Origin of the sequence: Bradyrhizobium sp. SZCCHNR1043 (assembly GCF_032489675.1) — a bacterium.
Classification (GTDB): Bacteria; Pseudomonadota; Alphaproteobacteria; order Rhizobiales; family Xanthobacteraceae; genus Bradyrhizobium.
The window spans coordinates 193,229-212,222 of sequence record NZ_JAUEYN010000001.1; the positions used below are offsets into that span (position 1 = coordinate 193,229).

18 protein-coding genes are annotated in these 18,994 nt (G+C 65.0%); 6 read left to right on the plus strand and 12 right to left on the minus strand.

The window, feature by feature from the left end; all coding sequences use genetic code 11:
* Positions 1-45: 45 nt before the first annotated feature.
* Complete coding sequence (locus tag QX039_RS00695) at positions 46-1,182, plus strand: TRAP transporter substrate-binding protein (RefSeq protein ID WP_409997703.1); 1,137 nt, start codon at positions 46-48, stop codon at positions 1,180-1,182.
* 182 nt (positions 1,183-1,364) lie between these two features.
* On the plus strand, positions 1,365-2,453 hold the full coding sequence (locus QX039_RS00700) for an ABC transporter substrate-binding protein (protein WP_315758965.1): 1,089 nt from the start codon (positions 1,365-1,367) through the stop codon (positions 2,451-2,453).
* 200 nt (positions 2,454-2,653) lie between these two features.
* Here QX039_RS00700 and QX039_RS00705 read toward each other — a convergent pair whose 3' ends face one another.
* Together QX039_RS00705 and QX039_RS00710 are read right to left on the minus strand one after the other, a co-directional pair.
* On the minus strand, positions 2,654-4,255 hold the full coding sequence (locus QX039_RS00705; protein ID WP_315739619.1) for a TRAP transporter large permease subunit: 1,602 nt from the start codon (positions 4,253-4,255) through the stop codon (positions 2,654-2,656).
* The gene (locus tag QX039_RS00710) at positions 4,252-4,791 is read right to left on the minus strand and encodes a TRAP transporter small permease subunit (RefSeq protein WP_315739620.1); all 540 of its coding nucleotides are present in this window, start codon (positions 4,789-4,791) and stop codon (positions 4,252-4,254) included. Before QX039_RS00710 ends, QX039_RS00705 begins: the two co-directional genes overlap by 4 nt.
* Positions 4,792-5,325: 534 nt before the next feature.
* On the opposite strand from QX039_RS00710, the gene QX039_RS00715 reads away from it, so the two are divergent.
* Positions 5,326-5,565 carry a hypothetical protein gene (locus QX039_RS00715; RefSeq protein WP_315739621.1) on the plus strand — a complete coding sequence of 80 codons (240 nt, stop codon included), beginning with the start codon at positions 5,326-5,328 and terminating at the stop codon, positions 5,563-5,565.
* A 138-nt stretch (positions 5,566-5,703) separates the two neighbouring features.
* Here the strand turns inward: QX039_RS00715 and QX039_RS00720 are convergent, their stop codons facing one another.
* Positions 5,704-6,594: a cation diffusion facilitator family transporter gene (locus QX039_RS00720; protein ID WP_315739622.1), complete on the minus strand. Its 891-nt coding sequence runs from the start codon at positions 6,592-6,594 to the stop codon at positions 5,704-5,706.
* Positions 6,595-6,827: 233 nt separating this feature from the next.
* Positions 6,828-7,100, minus strand: a complete 273-nt coding sequence (locus QX039_RS00725) for a hypothetical protein (protein WP_315739623.1) — start codon at positions 7,098-7,100, stop codon at positions 6,828-6,830.
* 481 nt (positions 7,101-7,581) lie between these two features.
* On the opposite strand from QX039_RS00725, the gene QX039_RS00730 reads away from it, so the two are divergent.
* Positions 7,582-9,351 carry a tannase/feruloyl esterase family alpha/beta hydrolase gene (locus QX039_RS00730; RefSeq protein ID WP_315739624.1) on the plus strand — a complete coding sequence of 590 codons (1,770 nt, stop codon included), beginning with the start codon at positions 7,582-7,584 and terminating at the stop codon, positions 9,349-9,351.
* 124 nt (positions 9,352-9,475) lie between these two features.
* Here the strand turns inward: QX039_RS00730 and QX039_RS00735 are convergent, their stop codons facing one another.
* The 8 genes from QX039_RS00735 to QX039_RS00770 all read right to left on the minus strand — a co-directional run bounded on the left by QX039_RS00735 (position 9,476) and on the right by QX039_RS00770 (position 17,556).
* Positions 9,476-11,737: a DUF2235 domain-containing protein gene (locus QX039_RS00735; protein WP_315772878.1), complete on the minus strand. Its 2,262-nt coding sequence runs from the start codon at positions 11,735-11,737 to the stop codon at positions 9,476-9,478.
* Between the two features lie 155 nt (positions 11,738-11,892).
* Positions 11,893-12,282 carry a nuclear transport factor 2 family protein gene (locus QX039_RS00740; protein ID WP_315739627.1) on the minus strand — a complete coding sequence of 130 codons (390 nt, stop codon included), beginning with the start codon at positions 12,280-12,282 and terminating at the stop codon, positions 11,893-11,895.
* A gap of 253 nt (positions 12,283-12,535) precedes the next feature.
* Positions 12,536-13,216, minus strand: coding sequence for a spermidine synthase (locus QX039_RS00745; protein ID WP_315772880.1), 681 nt, complete (start codon positions 13,214-13,216; stop codon positions 12,536-12,538).
* A 137-nt stretch (positions 13,217-13,353) separates the two neighbouring features.
* Positions 13,354-14,175, minus strand: a complete 822-nt coding sequence (locus QX039_RS00750; protein WP_315772881.1) for a DUF2182 domain-containing protein — start codon at positions 14,173-14,175, stop codon at positions 13,354-13,356.
* 36 nt (positions 14,176-14,211) lie between these two features.
* Positions 14,212-14,844, minus strand: a complete 633-nt coding sequence (locus tag QX039_RS00755; RefSeq protein WP_315772883.1) for a DUF1326 domain-containing protein — start codon at positions 14,842-14,844, stop codon at positions 14,212-14,214.
* Between the two features lie 150 nt (positions 14,845-14,994).
* On the minus strand, positions 14,995-16,026 hold the full coding sequence (gene moaA / locus QX039_RS00760; RefSeq protein WP_315758957.1) for a GTP 3',8-cyclase MoaA: 1,032 nt from the start codon (positions 16,024-16,026) through the stop codon (positions 14,995-14,997).
* 184 nt (positions 16,027-16,210) lie between these two features.
* Entirely contained in the window at positions 16,211-16,603 is a 393-nt protein-coding gene (locus QX039_RS00765) for a hypothetical protein (protein WP_315772885.1), read from the minus strand.
* Positions 16,604-16,869: 266 nt separating this feature from the next.
* Positions 16,870-17,556 (minus strand): HAD family hydrolase, encoded by a 687-nt coding sequence (locus QX039_RS00770; RefSeq protein WP_315758956.1) that lies wholly within the window; start codon positions 17,554-17,556, stop codon positions 16,870-16,872.
* Positions 17,557-17,730: 174 nt separating this feature from the next.
* On the opposite strand from QX039_RS00770, the gene rpiA reads away from it, so the two are divergent.
* Entirely contained in the window at positions 17,731-18,423 is a 693-nt protein-coding gene (gene rpiA, locus QX039_RS00775) for a ribose-5-phosphate isomerase RpiA (RefSeq protein ID WP_315739723.1), read from the plus strand.
* 48 nt (positions 18,424-18,471) lie between these two features.
* Positions 18,472-18,993, plus strand: coding sequence for a DUF2059 domain-containing protein (locus QX039_RS00780; RefSeq protein WP_315739635.1), 522 nt, complete (start codon positions 18,472-18,474; stop codon positions 18,991-18,993).
* The last annotated feature ends 1 nt before the right edge of the window (position 18,994 follow it).

The window sequence follows — 18,994 nt, forward strand, 5'->3', positions numbered from 1 at the left end:
CCGGATCGCCTTCGACCGTGTGCGGCCAATCGCATCGGCGGATAAATGCTTTTTCAACGGGAAACGCCCCCAACAAGGAGATGCCCTAATATGAAGCGTCGTGATTTTCTGAAGGTTTCGGCCGCCGGTGCCGCGGCGACGGGGGCCATCGCCTCGCCGGCGATCGCGCAGTCGTCGCCCGAGATCAAGTGGCGGTTGACCTCGAGCTTCCCGAAGTCGCTCGACACGATCTATGGCGGCGCCACCGAGCTGGCCAAGTACGTCGCCGAAATGACCGACAACAAGTTCCAGATCCAGGTGTTCGCGGCCGGCGAAATCGTTCCCGGCCTGCAGGCGCTGGACGCGACCGCCAACGGCACCGTCGAGATGTGCCACACGGTGTCGTATTACTACGTCGGCAAGGACCCGACCTTCGCGATCTTCGCTTCGGTGCCGTTCGGCCTCAATGCCCGGCAGCAGAACTCCTGGCTGTATCAGGGCGGCGGCAACGAGCTCGCCAACGAGTTCTACAAGAAGTTCGGCGTGATCGGCTTTCCCTGCGGCAACACCGGCACCCAGATGGGCGGTTGGTTCCGCAAGGAGATCAAGACCGCCGCCGACCTCTCGGGCCTGAAATTCCGCATCGGCGGCATCGCCGGCCAGGTGCTGCAGAAGCTCGGCGTCGTGCCGCAGCAGCTCGCCGGTGGCGACATCTACCCGGCGCTGGAGAAGGGCACCATCGACGCGGCCGAGTGGGTCGGCCCCTATGACGACGAGAAGCTCGGCTTCCAGAAGGTGGCCAAGTACTATTACTATCCGGGTTGGTGGGAAGGCGGTCCGACCGTCCATGCCTACACCAACCTGGACAAGTGGAATTCGCTGCCCAAGAGCTACCAGGCGATCCTGACCAACGCGACCATGGCCGCGAACACTTGGATGGCGGCGCGCTACGACATGCAGAACCCGTCGGCGCTGAAGCGCCTGGTCGCCGGCGGTACCCAGTTGCGCCCGTTTACCAACGAGGTGCTGGAAGCCTGTCTCAAGGCGACCAACGAGCTTTGGGGCGAGATCTCGGCCAAGAATCCCGACTTCAAGAAGTCGATCGATGCCATGCAGGCCTACCGCTCGGACGAATATCTGTGGTGGCAGGTCGCCGAATACACCTACGACAGCTTCATGATCCGCTCGCGCACCCGCGGCTGATCTTCAGCATTTCGATCGGCGGATAGACATTGAGCCCGGCCTCGCAAGAGGCCGGGCTTTTGCGTTGCATTGCGACATCGTTTTGCAATGGCACTCCGACGCACTTTGATCCACACTGGAACTAAGCCTCGCAAGAAGGCTGCCCAGGAAACGAACACAATCACCACAAGGGAGGAAAGAGCATGAAGCGGAGAGACTTCATCAAGGTCACCGGGCTCGGCGCTGCAGGCGCCGCCGCGATCGCATCGCCCGCGATCGCGCAATCGATGCCGGAGATCAAATGGCGCATGACCACGAGCTGGCCGAAATCGCTCGACACGCTGCATGGCGGCGCCGAGATCATGGCCAAGATGATTGGTGAGGCCACCGACAACAAATTCCAGATCCAGACCTTCGCCGCCGGCGAGATCGTGCCCGGCCTGCAGGTGCTCGACGCCGTGCAGAACGGCACCGTCGAGATGGGCCACACCGCGTCCTACTATTATTTCGGCAAGGACCCGACCTTCACCTTCGGCTCGTCGGTGCCGTTCGGCCCGAACATGCGCATCAACCAGGCCTGGTACCTGATGGGCGGGGGCAAGGAGATCCTCAACGAGTTCTACAAGAGCTACAACGTCACCTCGCTGCTGGCCGGCAACACCGGCTGCCAGATGGGCGGTTGGTTCCGCAAGGAGGTCAACTCCGTCGACGATCTCAACGGCATGAAATTCCGCATCGGCGGTTTTGCCGGGCGGGTGCTGCAGAAGCTCGGCGCGGTGCCGCAGCAGATCGCCGGCGGCGACATCTATCCGGCGCTGGAGAAGGGCACGATCGACGCCGCCGAATGGGTCGGTCCCTATGACGACGAGAAGCTCGGCCTCTACAAGGTCGCGCCGCACTACTACTTCCCCGGCTGGTGGGAGGGCGGGCCGATGCTGCTCGCCATGATCAACCTCGACAAGTGGAACGCGCTGCCCAAGCACTATCAGAAGCTGCTTGAGCAGGCCGGCCACTACTCCAACAACTGGATGATGGCCAAGTACGATTCCGCCAACCCGCTGGCGCTGCGCAAGCTGATCGCCGGCGGCGCCAAGCTGCATCCGTTCCCGGCCCCGGTCATGGAAGCCTCGTTCAAGGCCGCCAAGGAGCTGCATGCCGAGGTCGCCGCCGGCAATCCAAACTTCAAGAAGGCGCTGGACTCGCTCACGGCCTATTCGGGTGCGGGCTATTCCTGGTTCCAGGTCGCCGAGGTCGGCTACGACAACTTCATGGCCCGGCGGTCGCAGAGCTGAGCGAGATTCCGTCGTTGCGAGCGCAGCGAGGCAATCCAGGGCTGCGCGCGTGCCCCTGGATTGCTTCGGCGCAAGGGCGCCTCGCAATGACGCGCTGATAGAGACGGTCCCAAACAGGTCCCAAACAAAAGAGGCGGCCCCAAACAAAAACCCCGGAAGCGGAGCTTCCGGGGTTTTCTTCATTCGGTCGGAGCCGCCGTCTACTGCTTCGGCGCACCGAAATCCAGCGGCGGCAGATCAATCTGCGGCACCTCGATCTTGACCTTGTCGAGGTCGACCTGGACCGGCTTGTCGAGCAGGCCGGTCACCGTGACCGGGAACGCGATTACGAGCAGCACCATGATCGCCTGCAGGCCGATCCATGGCATCGCGCCCCAATAGATGTCGGAGCTCTTCACTTCCTTCGGCGCGACGCCGCGCAGGTAGAACAGCGCGAAGCCGAACGGCGGATGCAGGAACGAGGTCTGCATGTTCACGCACAGCATGACGCCGAACCAGATCAGGGCGGCCTCCGGGCCGACCACCGGCGCCAGGATCTTCTGCGCGATCGGTGCGATCATCGGCAGGATGATGAAGGCGATCTCGAAGAAGTCGAGGAAGAAGGCCAGGAAGAAGATGAAGACGTTGATGAAGATCAGGAAGCCCCAGACGCCGCCGGGCAGGGAGGTGAGCAGGTGCTCCAGCCATTCGCCGCCGGAGACGCCCTGGAACACCACCGAGAAGCAGGTCGAGCCGATCAGGATGAAAGTGACCATGCAGGTGATGCGCATGGTTGTCTCGTAGCCCTGCTTGATCAGGTCGCGCAGGTCGGGGAGGGCGACGGCGCGGATGCAGAGCCAGGCAACCGCGAGATAGGTGACCGCGAAAGAGAGCTTGAATGCGAGGTTCTCGGTGAACAGCATCGCGATGATGGTGCCGATGCCGGCGGCGACGACGCCGACGATCAGGATGCTGCGATCGCTCTTGGTGAACTCCTTGTGGTGGATCACCGCCAGCACGATCGCGCCGACCGCGCCCATGGCGCCGGCTTCCGTCGGCGTGGCCAGGCCCATCATCATGGTGCCGAGCACGACAAAGATCAGCACCGCCGAGGGAATGATGCCCATCAGGCACTTCTTCCACAGCGCCCAGCCGGTCAGCGTACGCGCCTCCTTCGGCACCGGCGGCAGGTGGCCCGGCTTGACCAGGCCGAGCACGAAGGTGTAGCCGGCGAACAGCACGACCTGGAAGATCGAGGGGCCCCAGGCGCCGAGATACATGTCGCCGACCGATTTGCCGAGCTGGTCGGCCAGCACGATCAGCACCAGCGACGGCGGCACCAGCTGGGTGATGGTGCCGGACGCCGCGAGCACGCCGGTGATGTAGCGCATGTTGTAGCCGTAGCGCATCATCACGGGCATCGAGATCATCGCCATCGCGATCACCTGTGCCGCCACCGTCCCGGTGATGGCGCCGAGGATGAAGCCGACGATGATGACGGAATAGCCGAGGCCGCCGCGGATCGGCCCGAACAGCTGGCCCATCGAATCCAGCATGTCCTCGGCGAGCCCGCATCTCTCCAGGATCGCACCCATGAAGGTGAAGAACGGGATCGCGAGCAGCAGGTCGTTGGCGAGCACGCTGCCGAAGATGCGGCCCGGAATCGCCTGCAGGAAGTTGAGGTCGAAGAACCCTAAGTCGATGGCGAGGAAGCCGAACGACAGGCCGACGGCGGCGAGCGTGAACGCCACCGGGAAGCCGATCAGCATCGCCAGGACCAAGCCGCCGAACATCAGCGGCGGCATCATCTCCAGCGTAATCATTGCGTCGGCCTCTCGTATTTGGCGTCGATCGTCACTTCACCGCGCAGCGCGGCGGCGCGCTTGATCACCTCGGAGAGGCCCTGCAGCGCCAGCATCACGAAGCCCGCGGGGATGGCGAACTTCACCGGCCAGCGAAGCAGGCCGCCGGCATTGGCCGACATCTCGTTGACCGAATAGGACTGCATGAAGAACGGCCAGGACAGGTAGGCCAGCAGCAGGCAGGTCGGGATCAGGAAGAACAGTGTGCCGATCAGATCGAGCCAGAGCTGGCCGCGCTCGGACAGATAGAGATAGAGCAGCTCAACCCGAACATGCTCGTTGCGCCGGAAGGTGTAGGAGGCGCCGAACATGACCAGCAGCGCGAACATGTACCACTGCAATTCCAGCCAGCCGTTCGACGAGTAGCTGAAGGCATAGCGGATCATGGCGTTGATCGCGCTGACCAGGCAGGCCAGCAGCACCATGATATTGCAGACGTAACCGATCTTTTCGTTGAGCTGATCGATGGCGTTACTGATTGCCAACAAGGGGCGCATCATTGTCTCCGCTGCGGGCGCTGTCAGACGAGCGCGCCTGAGCTCTCAGGAGGCACGGCTTCGCGATCACGCAGAACGTGCATGTCGTCATGACGGCGCGCTTGAAGCGAATCCAACGAAACGTCCTCCCCCTCGATGCCTTCAGCTCTTGTTCGGCGCTTGTATGAAGGGCGAGCGCCCATCGGCCGCGCTGGGCCTGAAAGCGGGGGCACCATTTCAGCGCGCCGTCCTGCCGTCAATCGGAAAATGGACACATTGACGCGCCGGCAACAGTCTGGCGGCGCTGGCTAAACCCGGGTTCGGGGGGCGGCGTCCGGCCTGCCGAAAGAGCGGGCAGTTCGCTGCCGGCCGTCCATCGCTCCGATGGGGGCGGCCGTGGAGGATGGTCGCGTGGGCTGTCTGGGGCGGAGCGCGGGATCAGAATGTGGTGTGGTGATCCGGCGAGGCGTCTGATCCCCGGCAAGGGAATGTTGGCGTGGGGCCACAAGCTGGATAAAAGCGTCGGCGTGGACGTTTGATGCAGGGACCAACCGGATGAGCAAGCCGAGCAAGACCGAAGCCGAACTGATCGCGATGGCGGTGGCCGAGCTGAAGGCTCATACCGAGTACGCCGAGGGCATTCTCATCGCGGTCGTGCGGGACGGAAATTCCTGGGAGTTTCGCGCCAGTGCCGATCAGGAGACGATCGGCAGGCCCGGCTATCCCGAATGCGTCGCCATGTTGGTCCAGATTGGAGACCATCTGTCGAAGCAGTACGCGCTCCAGGAGAAGTGAAATGGCTTCGTGACCGCTGGCGGCGGGCACTCCGACACCGTCGAACCCGCAGGCATCTGCGGGATGCCAGGGGCCTGACCCGACGCGGCGAGCCTCCTCAAAAATCAAAAAACCGGCCGCGCCGCCTGATGTGCGGCGCTACAGCACCACCACGCCGGAATGCTTGGCCTTGTTCTCGGGTTCGACGTGGATGGTGATCCAGCTGTGCTCGTCGTGCTCGCGCAACGCGGCCTCGATCCGGTCGCAGATTTCGTGCGCCTGGTTGACCGACATCTCGCCGGGCACCACGAGGTGGAACTCGATGAAGGTCAGCTTGCCGGCATGGCGGGTTCGGACATCATGCGCCTCCAGCGCGCCGCCGGCATGCTGACTGATGATCAGGCGAATGCGCGCCAGCGTGGCGTCCGGGACCGCTTCATCCATCAGCCCGCTGGTGGATTCCTTCAGCACCTGCCATCCCGACCACAGGATGTTCACGGCGACCAGCACGGCCAGTGCGGGATCGAGGATCGGCAGCTGCAACATCACCGCGAGGCCGAGGCCGACCACGACGCCGCCCGAGGACACGACGTCCGTCAGCAGATGGCGTCCGTCGGCCACCAGCGCCGGCGACCGCAGCCGCTTGCCCCGCGTGATCAACAGCCAGCACCAGACCGCATTGATCGCGCTCGCCAGCCCATTCACCGCGAGCCCTTCGACGGGCGCCGAAAACGGCCGCGGATTGAAGAAATTCCCGTAGGCCTCATGGATGATGAGCAGCGCCGCCACGACGATCATGACGCCCTCGATCACCGCGCTGAAATACTCCACCTTGTGGTGGCCGAACGGATGGTTGGCGTCGGCGGGCTTGGCTGCGATGCGCACCGCGACGAGCGCGACGGCAGCGGTGACGACGTTGACGATGCTCTCGAGGGCGTCCGAGTACAGCGCGACCGAGCCGGTGATCCAATAGGCAAGATACTTCAGGCCGAGCACGATCGTTCCGACCACGAGGCTGCCGATGGCGAGCTTGAGCGATTGCGAGGCCATGATGTCCTGATCCGATCCCGCGCTGGGGTACTCAACGCTGCGGCGGAACGCAACCTCCGCTGCCGGCCGCTCGCTATCGGAAAAGCTGATATCCTCGGTTCATCGCCGTCGCGAATGCGCCGGGCGCGGCGTTGCCGCGAGCGCAATATGATCTGTGGAAAACAGAAAAGGCCGCGCCCACGGACATGGGCGCGGCCTTGTCGCGGCAACGCCAACAGGAATGACGCCGCCGACTACTTCTCTTTGATGACCTTGGTGGTGCTGGTGGAGCTGCCGACCGTGCCTTCGTCCTCGCAGACCTTGGTCTGGCGGATGCGGTCCTCGGCTTCCACGCGGCTGGTGAACGCCATCGGTCCGATCTGCGTGACGACCTCGCGGTCGGCGGGGCGTGTGGTGGTGATGGTGCAGCGATGGCTCGGTCCCTGCACGATGTAGTATTCGTCCGCGAGCACTGGCGCGACCGATCCGATGATCACTGCGCCGGCAAGAAGAAGGGGTGCTTTCATTGTCGCCTCTCTTTCCAAGAACAGCCAAAAGGGGAGCGGGATTCGATGAGGAGTTTTCTGCCTCATCGTTCGATGCTCCGCGTTTGCAACTCGGCCGGCTGGTCGGGGTTCCGGCAGTTCAAGCGAAGCCTGTGTTGATGCGGTGCAGTGTCGGCAGCGATGGACGCGAGATCCCGTCAGGGCAGCGACGCCAGCGCATGCCCGCGGTGGCTCGCTGGTCGATGTCGGCTGCGACGCGGACGATCTCGCCAAGTCCCCGCGACGGGACCCCGGCCATGCCGGTGGCGAAGCTGAACGAACGGTCTGTGCTCGTCCGGTCTGCACCGTTCCCCAAAACGCGAGCACTCGACGCGAAGATGTTTGCAGACCGGCTCGGGCTCGAGCGGTGACGTTCTTCCGGGCTTCACATTCTCATGCGACCTTATGTTGTGGGGCGGCCCACATGCGCCGTCGGCTCGGACGGGGAAGCGGGGACTCGGACATGCTTCGATTGCGTCTTTTCGGCTTGATCCTGGGAGGCCTGACCGCGATCGCGGCGATCGCGACGCCGTGTGCGGCAACACCGTGCAGCAACCTGCAGACGCTCGCGCTCGAGCATACCACCATCACGCTGGCGACCGACATCACGGGCGGCGTCTTCACCGTTCCCGGGAGCAATCCGGCGCAAGACATCACGGGACTGCCGACGTTCTGCCGCGTCGCCGCGACGATCGCGCCGGCCGTGGATTCGGCGATCAAGATCGAGGTCTGGCTGCCGACGTCGACCTGGAGCGGGCGGTTTCTCGGCCTCGGCAGTGGCGGATTCGGCGGCTACTACGACTACGGCGGCCTCGCGTTCCGCCTCAAGGCCGGCTATGCGGTCGCCTACACCGGTCTGGGAACCGGGACCTCCGGATGCACCGTTCACTACTGCGGATCGGACGGCAACAAGGGCAACGCGCTCGCGATCGCTCTCGGCGACAAGGCCACCCCGAGCCTGGGGCTCTACGGGCATCCCGACCGGATCACGGATTTCGGCCATCGGGCGGTCCACCTGATGACGCTGCGCGCCAAGGAGATCGTACAGGCGTACTATCAGCAGAGCGCGACCAAGGCCTATTTCTTCGGCTGCTCGACCGGAGGTCACAGCGGACTGATGGAGGCGCAACGCTATCCCGAGGACTATGACGGCATCCTGGTCGGTGCGCCGGCCTACAATCGCACGCACCTGTATGCGACGACGCCGCTCGGATGGCGCAACACGCATGCGACGCCGGGGCGGCAGATGCAAGCCGGTCAGATGTCGCGGATCAACAAGGCCGTCCTGGCGCAATGCGCTGGGCGGGATGGCGGCATCGTAACGGACCAGTTCCTGACCAATCCGCGGCGCTGCCGTTTCGATCCGAAGGTCCTCCAATGCACCGGCGGCGATGTGCCGCCGGCATGCCTGACCGAGGAGCAGGTCACGACGATGCAGAACTATTATGCCGGTACGGTCGATCCGGTCACCGGTGAGAGAATCGTTCCGGGCTTTGCGCCAGGCAGCGAGACCGAGGATCTATCGGTGAAGGGGATCATGCTCAAGCAGCAGCTTCCGGAGCCGCTGTTTGATGGTCCCCTGTATTGGGTCTACGGTCCGACCTTCGGTCAGCCCGGCAGCGCCGTCAACTACACGAATTTCGACATTCACCGCGACCTGCCGGCCGTGGAGGCCCTGCTGGCCGAGCCGCTGAACGCCACCAGTCCCGATATCACGGCCTTCCGGGAACGCGGCGGCAGGCTCGTCATGTATCAGGGGTGGGCCGATGAGCTGGTGATGCCGCAGAACACGATCGACTACTTCAACTCGCTCGTGAAATTCGACAGCCCGTCCTTCGCGGCGCGGCGAGGAGATGAAGCGCAGATCGATGCTGACCTCGCGGAAGATCGGTTCGGCGGCGATCATGTGCGAGCCGGGCTGCAGCGAACCCTGAGCTACGCCCGCCTGTACATGGTGCCGGGCATGTATCACTGCGGCGGCGGGCCCGGCCCCAACGCGTTCGTCTTCCTTCCGGCGCTCCAAGACTGGGTCGAAAACGGGATGCCGCCGGGGTCCATCGTCGCGACCAAGTACGTCAACGACACGGCGCCCGACGTGCAGATGACGCGGCCGCTCTGTGTGTTCCCGAAGATCGCACGATACAACGGCAGCGGCAGCACCGACGACGCGGCGAGCTTCTCCTGCGTCGAGGGTGGGCACCGTCATGACCACGGTCCGCACGACGAGCAGTGAGGCAGGTGTTTGAACAGAGCGAAGCGGCTCGCCGACAATCGATGATGACCTCGTCCCTGCATCAGAGAACCACGATCGACGTCGGAATTTCGACAAGCTGGTCCGCGCCGGCGACGATCGTGATTTAGAGCAGCCTGACGGTCACCTTCGCCTTGCCGGTATTGTTCGGATAGAATGCATCGTACACCCAGGGCAGCCCGATCACGGCGTCGTTGACGTAGAGGAACAGCTCACCGCCGCGCTCGGCCTTGAAGCGCGCTTTGTAGGCTTGAGGTGTGGTGTTGGGGGCGGGAACGGGGTCGAGGAAATATTCGTCGACTCCCGTCTCGCCGACCCTGGCGATCAGCCGATACCAGGGCCGGAAGAGAACGCGGCGCAGCAGGATGCCTGCGTAGAACGTCCCGCGGGCGTAGCCCCGGACCGTCGAGGTGCGATAGCCGGCGGGCGTGACCGGATGCCCGGCGTCCTCCCACGGGTCGGTCATGGTGACGACGATCTCGTAGGAGAAGCCGGGACGGACTCTCAACCCGGTGGGAGCGCAAACCGCATCGGTCGAGAAATCCCTGGCATCCTGCGGAATGCCTTTGTCGATCGCGACGAGCTCGTGGGCAGGGGTGCCATGGCAGAAGGCGCCCATCGAGTCCGCGGCGTTGAACAGGACATGGCTGATCAGCGTGGCTGCGAGCCAGACGGTGCCGAGCGCGAGCAGCAACGGGCCGACATGCCGCTTGCCGTTCCTGATGGCGAACTGATAGGCGCGATTGGTCCGGAGGGCGTAGATGGCTTGATGCATCGGGCCGGACAGCATCGGGGGCGCTGCTCGTTCGCGCCAGATCACGCGCATCAGGTCGCTGATGCGGTCGCTGAGGAATGTCCCGGCCGCGGTCAGCGCGACGAGGATGATGATCCCGCCGGCGAACCATTCGGGATTGGCGGCATACCAGTCCGTCCACCAGTGCAGCGATGTCGGCAGGAACGATTCGACCAGCCGGACCGCCTCGGAGACCATCCTGATGCGCGAGTCGTATTCGTGCGTGCGATCGAGGTCGTGGAACAGCCAGAAGGCCGCGAGGTGGAGGGAGGCCGCCAGCGTCGCGAAATAAGCGAGACGTCTGAACCACACCAGATTCCACAGCTTTTCCTGGGCGACGAACCGGGCGGCCGCTCCGGCCGGCGTTTCGAACGTGGTCGGCCCGAGCGGCGTCAGCGTGCCGTCGTAGCGGACGATGACGTAGTTGTCCGGCAAGCCGATGGGCGCATAGGCATTGCAGCCGCTGTCGATGCGGTCGAAGACGCTTTCGTGAATCTTCGGCATCGACACCTGGACGCCCGCCGCCGGGTCGTTGCACAGCTCCGACACCTTGCGCGGGCCGTATCGATAATAGGAGCCGAGCCCGGAGCGCGAGTTGTAGAGTCGGCCGTCCTTGTCCTGTGACGTGACGATCGACTTGATCGCATCCGGATCGGCCTCGGGCGCGGTCTTGAAGACCAAGCTGCGTTTGACGGCCTCGTCCACGAGCCAGGTCAGGGGGACGTAGGAGAGGGAATCGTCCGGATAGCCGCCGCCGACATTGGCGTGCATGCCGACGAACCAGACCTGCACCAGTCTTTCGTCATCGATCGTTTTGGCATCCTGCGGCTTGGTCTCACCCGCCTCGGTCCAGAGCACCGGATGGAAGGTCGTCCTCTCGTCGTCGAGCGCGAGCGCGTGGCGCGCGCATGTCACCCGCGGGCTGAGCACGCGATTGGGAAGCTCGAGCGGCCACACCCAGTTGGAGATGCCCCGCGTCATCTCGTCGATCGGAAGTCCATAGGCCGCGACGGTGTCCCACAGCCCGATGAACTCGATCGCCGGGAGGCTTTTTCGCACGATGAGGTCGAGCGATTTGCGGCCCATGATGCGGTCGATCACCGGCACCAGCATTTTGTCGCGAAGCCAGCGGAACGGCACCTCGATCCGCCAGATCGAATGGTATCCCTTGGCGCGATAGGCGCGATAGGCCTTCACGGTGCCGTCGTGCAGCTCAGCCTCGGTGTCGGCAACGATCAGCCCCTGATCGAGCATCAGTGCGGCGAGCACCCGGACGGTGAAGGCGCCGCGGCTGAAGCCGAACAAATAGATCTTCGAGCCGTCCGCGTGGTCGTAGTTGCGGCAGACGAACTTATAGGCATCCAGGATGTTGCGCTTGAGGCCGAAGCCGAACGCGCCGCCGAGCAGGGCGAGCGGAACGAACGACGATGTGCCGACGCCGTCATCATACTTGGCCGCCTGGGCATTGCCCTGCAGGTCGAGCGCCTGGAACATGCGCCAGACGTTGGTTCGCCACACGCTCGAGGCGGCGTTGCCTGTCCCGTCGGACAGGATGATGATCTTGGGACTCGCCATGCAAAGGACCCCGCTCGACATTCAGAGCCAAGGAGCGGAAGGGTAAACCGCGCGGGGGAGAAATCAACCTGAGATGGTATGGCGCCTTCTGCTGCGTGGCGGGAGGCGCGGGTGCGCCGCTGGAGCGACGCGGCGGGCGGGTAAAAAATGCACTGTCACCGAAATGCTCCGACGTGCTCGACGAGATGCGCGCGCGAGGGCGCTGCGTCGAAGGGATCACTGAAATATTGCGTCTCGTGCGCCACTCCGCCGTCGCGGAATTCCATGATGCTCACCACGTAGGAGGGGGCGCCATCATAGGTCAGGACCAGTTCGGTCACCCAAAGATCGCCGCTGCCCAGGATCCGCCGCACTGAGAAGCGCTTGTGGTTGGGCTGCACGAAGCGGCTTTTCTGAATGTTGCGCCGGCCGTGGATCCGCTCGCCCGATTGCGGATAATCCAGCACGGCATCGTCGCGATAGATGGCGTGCTCGGCCTCAAAATCATTTGCGTCCGATGCATCCCAATGGTGCTGCAGGGCAGCGCGCGTGGCGCGGTCATCCATGGCAATCTCCCATTCAGCTGCGCGCTCTCGTTGCAGAGCTACAGTCTGCAGGCCGGAGAATGGAGCATCCTCGAGACTTTCGCGCGTGGATGCGGGCATCCGCAGGCTTCGCAGCCGCTGACGCATCATAGGACGATGGCCGACGTGTCACCACTCCGATCCGAACGGGAGATGTGAGCGAGGTGACCCAGTCGCTGGAGAGAGTTCTCCGGGCCAGTAGCACCGCGCTGAGCTACGCGCGGCAACGACGCTGTCACGCTGGACGGGTCGCAATCCAGATCACGTGGCGGGCGCCGCCGCCACCGCGGCCGGTGGCGCGGATGTTGATCTCCTCGGCCGCGAAGCCGGCCTTGCGCAGGCGCGGGGCGAAGCGGTCGTCGGGATGTGACGACCACACCGCCAGCACGCCGCCGGGACGCAAGGCGGCGAAAGCAGTGCGCAAACCCGAGGGATCATAGAGCGCGTCGTTGGATTGCCGAGTCAGTCCCTGCGGGCCGTTATCGACGTCGAGCAGGATCGCATCATAGGCGCTGCGCGCTGCGGCGATCAGCTTCACGACGTCGGCCTCGCGGATGTCGACGCGCGGATCGGCAAGGCTGGCGCCGGACAATTCGGCCATCGGCCCGCGCGCCCAGGCGATCACTGCCGGCACCAGCTCGGCGACGGTGACGCGGGCCTGCGGACCCAACACTTTCAGTGCCGCCCGCAACGTGAAGCCCATGCCGAGGCCCCCGATCAACAGCCGCGGAGCCGGCTCGGCCTTGATGCGGGCGCAGCTCAGGGTCGCCAGCGCCTCTTCGGATCCGTGCAGCCGGCTGTTCATCAGCTCGTTCGAACCGAGCTTGATCGAGAACTCCTTGCCACGCTGCATCAGCCGCAGCGGCTCACTGCCGCCGGGCACGTCTGCGGTGTCGATCAGCTTCCAGGGAATCACGGGCGTCTCGCGTCAATTCGGTTGCGGCATTCCAGGCGACAGAGTCGCCACGCTGGAGCCTGCTTACCATGTTGCCCGCATCCCGTGCCAAGGGGCAGTCGCCACTCTCGCGACGACCTGCATCGCGTCGTTGCGCGTCATTGCGGTGGGGACACCAGCATCCAGGCGCCCGCGGCACTGCAAGCAATGCCGGCCGCGCGCGCGATCCATCGTCCGACCGGAGTCAGTTTCTCAAACAGCACGAGCAGGGTCAGAATGGCAATCCACATCACGCTCATCACCCCGCCGACGAACAGCAGCGCCATCAGAGCCCAGCAGCAGCCGACGCAATAGCCGCCGTGTCGAAGGCCCAGCAGCAGGCAGCCCTGCAGGTCGCCGCGAAAGCCGCCGTGGCACATCAGGAACATTAGCGGCGACTGGCATTGGGCAAGGCAGGCGCTCTTCAGCGGCGTCCACTGATAAACGCCTGCCGCGATCAGCACGATGGCGCCGAGCAGATGGTTGTCGATCGCCATCCGCGAATCCAGCAGCGCAGTCCGCTCCACAACCCATTGCAGGCAGGTCGCCACCAGCGAAAAGCCGCTCCAGGCGAGCAGATAGCCGGCCGCAAACCAGCCGGTCGCCGCGAACGGCTGGCCCCGCGCGCGGCCGTGTCGACCCACACGGGCGTACATCAGGACCATGGGCGCGGCCGAAGGCGCCATCATCCCGACCATCATCACCGCCCACATCAGGAACACATAGGCGAATTCGATCGCGCGCCAGGGCTCGCTGGCCGGCAACATGATTCCGATGCCGGCCGGGATCATGCGAAAGCCGGTCATGTCCATGCCACCCATGTCCATGTCGTTGGCGAGCCAGAGCACATAGGCCCATGCCAGGGCGACCATGATCGCGATCGCGCCGCCCACGATCCAGCGATCACGCCGCAGCACGGCTTCCAGGGCGCTGCCCGTCATCTGCAAGGTGGGTTGGCGGCCTTGCCGCACGTCGCATCAGGCCTGGTTGGACCAACTGATCGACGCGTACAGGCCGTTCTTGCCGGAATTGTCCCAGCGCATGCCGTGATCGTTGTAGGTGTTGCCCGCAGCGCCGACGGCCAGCGCCATCCGGTCGGGGCTGACGGGATGGCCGATATTCACCCACATCTCTCCGCTCGGATGCATGGTCGGCAGCGGATCGACGGACATGTGCAGAATGTCGGCGATGTCGGCGGACCGCGTCTTGCCGTCGATCCGGAAGGTGATGGCGACCTTGCGCACGCCGAGATTGGTGCTGATCAGCGGCGTGAACGCAGCCATCGGGCCGCCGGCAGCCCCGGTGAAGATCGCGGCCATCGCCTCGGTCTGCGGATCGTCGGCGCGCTGATCGATATAGGCGGCGATCGACCAGTCTCCATCCGCCATCACGCCGGGCGCATGGAGCATCACCGCCGCGTTGAGGCCATCGAGCGCGACATCGCCATAGCGGCCGGTTTCGATGTGGAACAGCAATGGTACGTTGCAGAACCCCTCGGTCGGTTGCGCGGTCAGGGGAGGGGCGGCCGACATGAGGCACGGACACAGCAGGCTGCAACTGCAATTCTCGAAATAGTCACCGGACAGGTGCCATGCGAATGGGTCTGCCATCGCTGTCTCCCGCTAGGCCGAACCGACAAATTGCTTTCGAATGCGCGATCTGCAGCTGAAAGCTACGCCGCATGGGGACGTGCCGCAAGCCCAGAAACGATGAGGTTCCGACTGCGATTGATCGCAGGGCCCGATGGTTATGGACGCCGATTATCCGCCCGTCACGCTCATGTGCCGGCTGACGCTCGGACGGTTGTGGCGGCGGTCGATGATGAAGTCATGGCCCTTCGGCTTGAGGCCGATGGCGCGGTCGATCGCGGCGCTGAGCTCCTCGTCGCTGGCCGAGGCACGCAGCGGCTTGCGCAGGTCGGAGGCGTCCTCGTGGCCAAGGCAGGTGTGCAAGGTGCCGGTGCAGGTGACGCGCACGCGGTTGCAGCTCTCGCAGAAATTATGCGTCATCGGCGTGATGAAGCCGATCGTGCCGCCGGTCTCGGCGACGCGGACGTAGCGGGCAGGGCCCCCGGTGGTCTCGTCAAGATCGGTCATGGTGTAGGTCTGCGCCAGGCGCGCGCGCAGCAGCGACAGCGGCAGATACTGGTCGATGCGGCCTTCGCCGATCTCGCCCATCGGCATCACCTCGATCAAGGTCAGCGCCATGCCCTTGCCGTGCGCCCAGTCGATCAGCGAGGGGATCTCGTCCTCGTTCATGTTCTTCAGCGCGACCGCGTTGATCTTCACGGCGAGACCTGCGGCGCGCGCCGCCTCGATGCCGGCCAGCACGCGGTCGAGATCGCCCCAGCGGGTGATGGCGCGGAACTTGTCAGGATCGAGCGTGTCGAGCGAGACGTTGATGCGGCGGACGCCGCAATCGGCGAGCTCGGCGGCATATTTGGCGAGCTGCGTCGCGTTGGTCGTCATCGTCAGCTCGTTGAGCGCGCCGCTCTTCAGATGCCGCGACAGCGAGCGGACCAGGCCCATCACGTTGCGCCGGACCAGCGGCTCACCGCCGGTGAGCCGGAGCTTCTTGACGCCCTTATGGATGAACGCCGAGCACAGCCGGTCGAGCTCCTCAAGCGTCAGCAGGTCGGCCTTCGGCAGGAAGGTCATGTCCTCGGACATGCAGTAGAAGCAGCGCAGGTCGCAGCGGTCGGTCACCGAGACGCGCAGATAGCTGATGCGGCGACCGAACGGGTCGGTCATCGGGCGCGTCAGGGCGGTGTCACTCAACGTCTCTGCGGTCATGAAAAGCCTTGGCTGGTGGCGGCGCAGGTGGCGGCGATGCCACGCGGCGGCCGCGCAAGCGCGGCCGGATGTCGGTCTCACGACAATCTAATCATGATCGGCGCGCCTCACAATCATCGACGTGGATTCGTCGATGCTGCAATGCAGCTTCGCCCTGGCAGGTGGCGCGCGGGACGATGGTCCGCTACTGGCGTCCCGGCGCGGGGGTGGGGAAGGCTGAACCGGTGGTTGCGGGCGCCGCCGGCGCAGCGGCCGATTTCTGCGGCTTCGGCTTCTTCGGCCGCATGTGCTTGACGGCCTTCGGCGGCGCGCCCGGCATCGGCTGCAGCTCGGCGACCACCGGGCTCGGGTCCATCACGACGGGCGGCGAGCTGTTGAAATCCCCGGTGTTGCGGATCACCTGCACCGGAATGGTCGCGGGCTGGTACCTGTCCATCGTGAAGGTGACGCTGAAGCCGGCATCGGGCGCCGGCACCGAGACCGAGCACGGCGTCTTGCAGCCCGGTCCGAGCGAGGTCTTGGCGTCGGCGCCCGGCGGCACCGAGTCGAGCTGCACCGGCACCTCGGGCGCTGCCATCTTGAAGCTGTCCATGGAGAAGGATGAGCACCCGGCCAAGCCGGCTCCCGCAACCGCAATTGCGATGACACGCCGCATCATGATGTCCGCCCCACAACCCTGCGGCCATCGGCCGCAATCCCAGGGCGACCATAGGAGCGTCAGAACAGCGGCGCAACTGCGGTCAACCCTATTCTCAACAGAACGTTAATGCACCGCAAGGTGCGGATTCAGGTCGACAGGGCAGTGGGTTAGGTTGCGATGCGGCAGTGGAATCGCAAGTCCGCTCAGGCGATCCTGAGCGATGGGCTGAGGGCCGTGACGGCCGCCGGCAGCTCGCGCATGTGGTCGATCAGGTGGTCCGGATTGAGCTCCGCGATCGGTACGTCGGTATAGCCGAAGGTGCAGCCGATCACCGGCACGCCGGCGCGGCGCGCGGCGCCGACGTCGGTGCCGGCATCGCCGACCATGATCGCGGCCCCGATCTCACCGCCGGCCTGCGCGATGGTCTGGCGCAGGATCGCCGGATCCGGCTTGGCGACCCCGAACGTGTCGGCACCGCAGATCGCGGCGAAGCGGGAGGACAGGCCGAGCTGGTCGAGCAACCGCTTGGACAGCCATTCCAGCTTGTTCGTGCACACCGCGAACTGGCAGCCGCGCGCGGCGAGGTCGTCCAGCGCCGACTCCAGCCCCTCGAAGGGACGCGATTCGACCGCGATGTTGTCGGCGTAGAAATCGATGAAATCGGTGGTGAGGCGGCCGATGTCATCGGTGCTGGCCAGGCGACCCTCCGCCTCCAGCCCGCGCTCGATCAACTTGCGGGCGCCGTGGCCGATCATCTTGCGGGCCGAGGCCAGCGGCACCGGCCGCAGACCCTCGCGCTGCAGGATGTGGTTGAGCGCGCTGATGAGATCCGGCGCCGTGTCGACCAGGGTGCCGTCGAGATCGAAGACGATGGTGCTGGAGATGGGCATCGGTATCCGCTAGCGGCCGGCTCATGTCCTTGCAAGAGGCCCGCAATGGCTTTTTGTCCGATTTCGTGGCCGGCGAGAGCTAGGCCCCGCGTCAAAACATCGCTAGATATGCGCCGGCTTTCGGCCCCCGTCCGTGGGGGTCTCGGGGTGTGAAGGGCGGGTTCCTTGGTCGACATGGATGCATTGAAGCGGCAGGCGGCGGCGCGTGCGCTGGAGGAGGTCGAGAGCGGCATGAAGCTCGGTCTCGGCACCGGCTCGACGGCCAAGCATTTCGTCGATCTGCTCGGGGAAAAGGTGCGCGCCGGCCTCAAGATCGTGGGCGTGCCGACCTCGGAGGCGACAAGGGCGCAGGCGCAAGCGTGCGGCGTGCCGCTGACCACGCTCGATGAGATCGACCGGCTCGACATCACCATCGACGGCGCCGACGAGATCAATCCGGCGCTCGACCTGATCAAGGGCGGCGGCGGCGCGCTGCTGCGCGAGAAGATCGTCGCCAGCGCCTCGGATCGCATGATCGTGATCGCCGACGACAGCAAATGGGTGGCGCAGCTCGGCCGCTACCCGCTGCCGGTCGAGGTGGTTCCGTTCGGCCTCGCCGCGACCCAGCGCGAGATGAGTGACGCCTTCGCCACGGCCGGCGTGTCCGGGCCGATGAGCCTGCGCAAGTCCGCAGACGGCCACGTTTTCGTCACCGATGGCGGCCACTGGATTATCGACGTCCGCCTTGGGGAGATCGTGGATCCCCCGCGCCTGGCGGGTCTTTTGAGCGCAATTCCGGGCGTGGTCGAGCATGGGCTGTTCATCGGCCTCGGCAGCACGGCGATCCTGGCAGGCGCACAGGGAATTCGCGTTATCCAGCGGCCCTGAGCGCGGCACGAGGCTGTGCTCAGGGCGGCAACTCACAGGAGACTTGGAATGAAGAGCGTGTTCAGAATCTTGCCGGCCGCCGGAATCGTGCTGGCCTTGGCCTCGGCAAGCCCGGTTGCGGCGCAGGGTCAGGCACCGGCGCTGAAGCCGGCCTCGCCCGCCTGCATGGCCGGCGCGCGCGAGATTCTGGGGATGAAGAACGCGGCTGCGATGTACGCCAATGCCGTCCCGGGCATCGTGCAGCAGACCAAGCAGGCGCTGCTGCAGTCCAATCTCAACTACCAGAAGGACCTCGACGAGGTCGCCGTCTCGGTCGCGCAGACCTATGCCGGCAAGGAGAAGGAGATCGGCGAGAAGATGGCGCAGATCTACTGCAACGAGTTCTCCGACCAGGAGATCGCCAACCTCGTCGCCTTCTACAAGTCAGCCATCGGCCAGAAGCTGCTTGCGGCGGAGCCGAAGGCGATCCAGATGAGCATGCAGGCGATGAACCTGTGGGCGGCGGAGTTTTCCGACACCGTCACCGCGCAGTTCCGCGCCGAGATGCGCAAGCGCAACAAGCCGATCTGAG

Coding starts and splice junctions, on each gene's coding strand:
- QX039_RS00695 (WP_409997703.1), top strand. CDS start 46: ATGCTTTTTCAACGGGAAACGCCCCCAACAAGGAGATGCCCTAATATG.
- QX039_RS00700 (WP_315758965.1), top strand. CDS start 1,365: ATGAAGCGGAGAGACTTCATCAAGGTCACCGGGCTCGGCGCTGCAGGC.
- QX039_RS00705 (WP_315739619.1), bottom strand. CDS start 4,255: ATGATTACGCTGGAGATGATGCCGCCGCTGATGTTCGGCGGCTTGGTC.
- QX039_RS00710 (WP_315739620.1), bottom strand. CDS start 4,791: ATGCGCCCCTTGTTGGCAATCAGTAACGCCATCGATCAGCTCAACGAA.
- QX039_RS00715 (WP_315739621.1), top strand. CDS start 5,326: ATGAGCAAGCCGAGCAAGACCGAAGCCGAACTGATCGCGATGGCGGTG.
- QX039_RS00720 (WP_315739622.1), bottom strand. CDS start 6,594: ATGGCCTCGCAATCGCTCAAGCTCGCCATCGGCAGCCTCGTGGTCGGA.
- QX039_RS00725 (WP_315739623.1), bottom strand. CDS start 7,100: ATGAAAGCACCCCTTCTTCTTGCCGGCGCAGTGATCATCGGATCGGTC.
- QX039_RS00730 (WP_315739624.1), top strand. CDS start 7,582: ATGCTTCGATTGCGTCTTTTCGGCTTGATCCTGGGAGGCCTGACCGCG.
- QX039_RS00735 (WP_315772878.1), bottom strand. CDS start 11,737: ATGGCGAGTCCCAAGATCATCATCCTGTCCGACGGGACAGGCAACGCC.
- QX039_RS00740 (WP_315739627.1), bottom strand. CDS start 12,282: ATGGATGACCGCGCCACGCGCGCTGCCCTGCAGCACCATTGGGATGCA.
- QX039_RS00750 (WP_315772881.1), bottom strand. CDS start 14,175: ATGACGGGCAGCGCCCTGGAAGCCGTGCTGCGGCGTGATCGCTGGATC.
- QX039_RS00755 (WP_315772883.1), bottom strand. CDS start 14,844: ATGGCAGACCCATTCGCATGGCACCTGTCCGGTGACTATTTCGAGAAT.
- moaA (WP_315758957.1), bottom strand. CDS start 16,026: ATGACCGCAGAGACGTTGAGTGACACCGCCCTGACGCGCCCGATGACC.
- QX039_RS00765 (WP_315772885.1), bottom strand. CDS start 16,603: ATGGCAGCGCCCGAGGTGCCGGTGCAGCTCGACTCGGTGCCGCCGGGC.
- QX039_RS00770 (WP_315758956.1), bottom strand. CDS start 17,556: ATGCCCATCTCCAGCACCATCGTCTTCGATCTCGACGGCACCCTGGTC.
- rpiA (WP_315739723.1), top strand. CDS start 17,731: ATGGATGCATTGAAGCGGCAGGCGGCGGCGCGTGCGCTGGAGGAGGTC.
- QX039_RS00780 (WP_315739635.1), top strand. CDS start 18,472: ATGAAGAGCGTGTTCAGAATCTTGCCGGCCGCCGGAATCGTGCTGGCC.